This window comes from Kocuria sp. (assembly GCF_030536815.1).
Taxonomy (GTDB): domain Bacteria; phylum Actinomycetota; class Actinomycetes; order Actinomycetales; family Micrococcaceae; genus Kocuria; species Kocuria gwangalliensis.
Window position 1 is genome coordinate 1 of record NZ_JAUNPE010000234.1, and the last position, 2679, is coordinate 2679.

Genomic DNA, 2679 nt, shown 5'->3' on the forward strand with positions numbered 1-2679 from the left:
TCTCCCAGTACAACGCAACAAAACCGGAGCCCGGCCCGAGCAACCTGTTCATGGCCGTCGGCAAAGAGCTGAACCTGCGCGGATTCATTGTGGGCAATCACTACGACCTGGCACCTGAGTTCCACAAGCACGCCGTCAAATGGTTGCAGGATGGCACCCTGCAGGCCGACGAAACGTTCCGCGACGGCCTGGAGAACGCTCCGCAGGCGTTCATCGACCTGCTCGGTGGCGCGAACACCGGGAAGATGATCGTGCGCTTGTAACTTTCGGGCCACGGCCATGACCGCGCCATTACGCGGTCATGGCCGCTTACTCAGGCTTTGAGCGAGAAGTGATGGCCCAGCTTCTCAAGCGTCTCGGGATGTTTGAGACGGGTGACAACAGTCCGCGCGGCGTACATACCTTTCTCCCAAAAAGCATTATCCCGACTGTGCACAGCTAGCCATCGAACCGGGACTACAAATTCTCGGACCTCCTCATTGGGGATACCCTCTAAATGAGGGTGTATGTACTGGGCCCGCATTTCGTTTCGAAGGTCAGCGAAGGATCGCCGTCCGCCCTTGACATGGACGAACGCTTCATCCGTCGGCAGCGCCTCCTCGAGCGTTTCCCCGACACCTACGTAACCGCGCTTTGGAATGTGCACGAAGATACGAGCGCCAATGGGAAGACGACCAATTGCGGAGGAATACCGCTTGCCCCCACCACCCGATATGAACCCGTAGTCGATGAAATCTTCCCAAAGGCGGCTGATGTGCTCCCGCCGCAGACTGGTTTCGACGCGCTCATTTCCGCAGGCCACGTACCAGTCACGACCATTCCATTCAGCCATCGCTTTCTCCTCTACAAGTCAGAACCAATAGTCGTGCGGTAGCTATCTCTTCAACCCAATTAACTAGGCGCTTGATTCAGTCTCGGGTGCGACGCGATGCCGTGGGTGGTGAATTCCGCTGCGTATAAAGACACCCCATTGAACCCACTGTATGGTGTAAATCACGTTCAGAGGGAGTGTGATATGCCCATCTACGAGTTCCGGTGCACGCAGTGCGGTGACTTCGAGGCTTCTCATTCGATGGCAGCCGCGCCGAAGAACCAGCCGTGCCCGGTCTGCGGCGGGGACGCCAGGAAATTGTTCTCGGCCGCAAACCTCTCCACCCTCAATTCGCCTGCGGCGCGCGCCATTGACCGCGCGGCCCGAACTGCCGAAACACCCGACGTCGTGAACGGACCCGTAGGACGGGGCCGCCCGACACCCACAACAAAAGACCCGCGACACCTCAAACTGCCGCGGCCCTGAATTGCATTGATTTCACGGCCGCGCCCCTACTGGTCACGGTCGGTCACCGGAAGGACGCAGGTCATGCCAGAGGTCATTTTTCCACTCGATTCATCCCAGCCCTTCACCTCGCAGGAGAAGATCGGGCACAACCGTTGGCACCCGGATATCCCGCCCATCGCAACGCTCAAACGTGGTTCCAGTTACCGAATCGATTGCCGCGAATGGTTCGATGGCGACATTAAGAACGATGACTCCGCCGATGACATCCGCGACGCACCCCTGAACAAGGTGCATGCGCTGTCGGGGCCGTTCGCTGTCGACGGCGCAGAGCCGGGTGACCTGCTGATCGTGGACATCTTGGACATCGGTCCCATTCCGCAGGAAGAAGGTCCGTTGGCGGGTCAGGGCTGGGGATACACCGGCATCTTCGCCCAGAAGAACGGCGGTAGTTTTCTGGTGGACCAGTTCCCCGATGCCTACAAGGCCGTATGGGACTTCCAGGGCGGTGACTGCACATCACGCCACATTCCCGGGGTTCGATTCACGGGCATAACCCACCCGGGCTTGATGGGCACGGCACCCTCGGCAGATCTGCTAAAAAAATGGAACAAACGCGAAGGCGATCTGATTGCCACGGACCCAAACCGGGTACCTCCACTCGCCCTGCCCCCGGAGCCCGACTCGGCAATTCTGGGCACCCTCAGCGGCACGGACTTCAATCGCGTGGCCTCGGAAGCTGCCCGCACGGCCCCACCTCGTGAGAACGGGGGTAATCAGGACATCAAGAACTTCACCAAGGGCTCGCGGGTGTTCTACCCGGTCTTTGTTTCCGGTGGCCATCTATCCGTGGGTGATCTGCACTTCTCCCAGGGCGACGGCGAAATCACATTCTGCGGCGGCATCGAGATGGGCGGCTTCATCGATATCCACGTGGACGTGATCAAGGGCGGTATGGACACCTACGGAGTCAGCGAAAACGCCATCTTCATGCCGGGCCGCAACGGGCCGGTCTACTCGGAGTGGCTCGCCTTTTCGGGTACCTCGGTCACTTTAGAGGGCGAACAAAGATACTTGGACTCCCATCTGGCCTACCAGCGAGCGGTGCTGCATGCCATCGACTACCTTGCCAAATTTGGGTGGTCCAAGGAACAGGCCTATCTATTGCTCGGAGCCGCCCCCATCGAGGGGCGCTTCTCCGGTGTGGTGGACATCCCCAACTCATGCGCCACCGTGTACCTGCCCACCGAGATCTTCGACGTGGACATTAGGCCATCCGCCAACGGACCCACCAGGGTCGATCCGGGTATCGGGGCGCCGTTAGCCAGGAATTAGCGGCCTTAGACACCTTGTAAACCGACGTTCACCGTGTGCCCCGTCCGTTCCAGGGCGGGGTACACCTT

At 59.7% G+C, this 2679-nt stretch carries 3 protein-coding genes and 1 pseudogene; 3 read left to right on the forward strand and 1 reads right to left on the reverse strand.

The window, feature by feature from the left end; all coding sequences use genetic code 11:
* Positions 1–263: pseudogene (locus Q4E95_RS12555) on the forward strand (NADP-dependent oxidoreductase); the annotation flags it as partial.
* A 50-nt stretch (positions 264–313) separates the two neighbouring features.
* On the opposite strand, the gene Q4E95_RS12560 reads toward Q4E95_RS12555, so the two are convergent.
* The gene (locus tag Q4E95_RS12560) at positions 314–832 is read right to left on the reverse strand and encodes a hypothetical protein (RefSeq protein ID WP_303383625.1); all 519 of its coding nucleotides are present in this window, start codon (positions 830–832) and stop codon (positions 314–316) included.
* Positions 833–1015: 183 nt separating this feature from the next.
* Here Q4E95_RS12560 and Q4E95_RS12565 point away from each other — a divergent pair, with 183 nt between their 5' ends.
* Both Q4E95_RS12565 and fmdA read left to right on the forward strand, forming a co-directional pair.
* On the forward strand, positions 1016–1297 hold the full coding sequence (locus Q4E95_RS12565) for a zinc ribbon domain-containing protein (RefSeq protein WP_303383626.1): 282 nt from the start codon (positions 1016–1018) through the stop codon (positions 1295–1297).
* 63 nt (positions 1298–1360) lie between these two features.
* The gene (gene fmdA / locus Q4E95_RS12570; RefSeq protein WP_303383627.1) at positions 1361–2611 is read left to right on the forward strand and encodes a formamidase; all 1251 of its coding nucleotides are present in this window, start codon (positions 1361–1363) and stop codon (positions 2609–2611) included.
* Positions 2612–2679 lie beyond the last annotated feature (68 nt).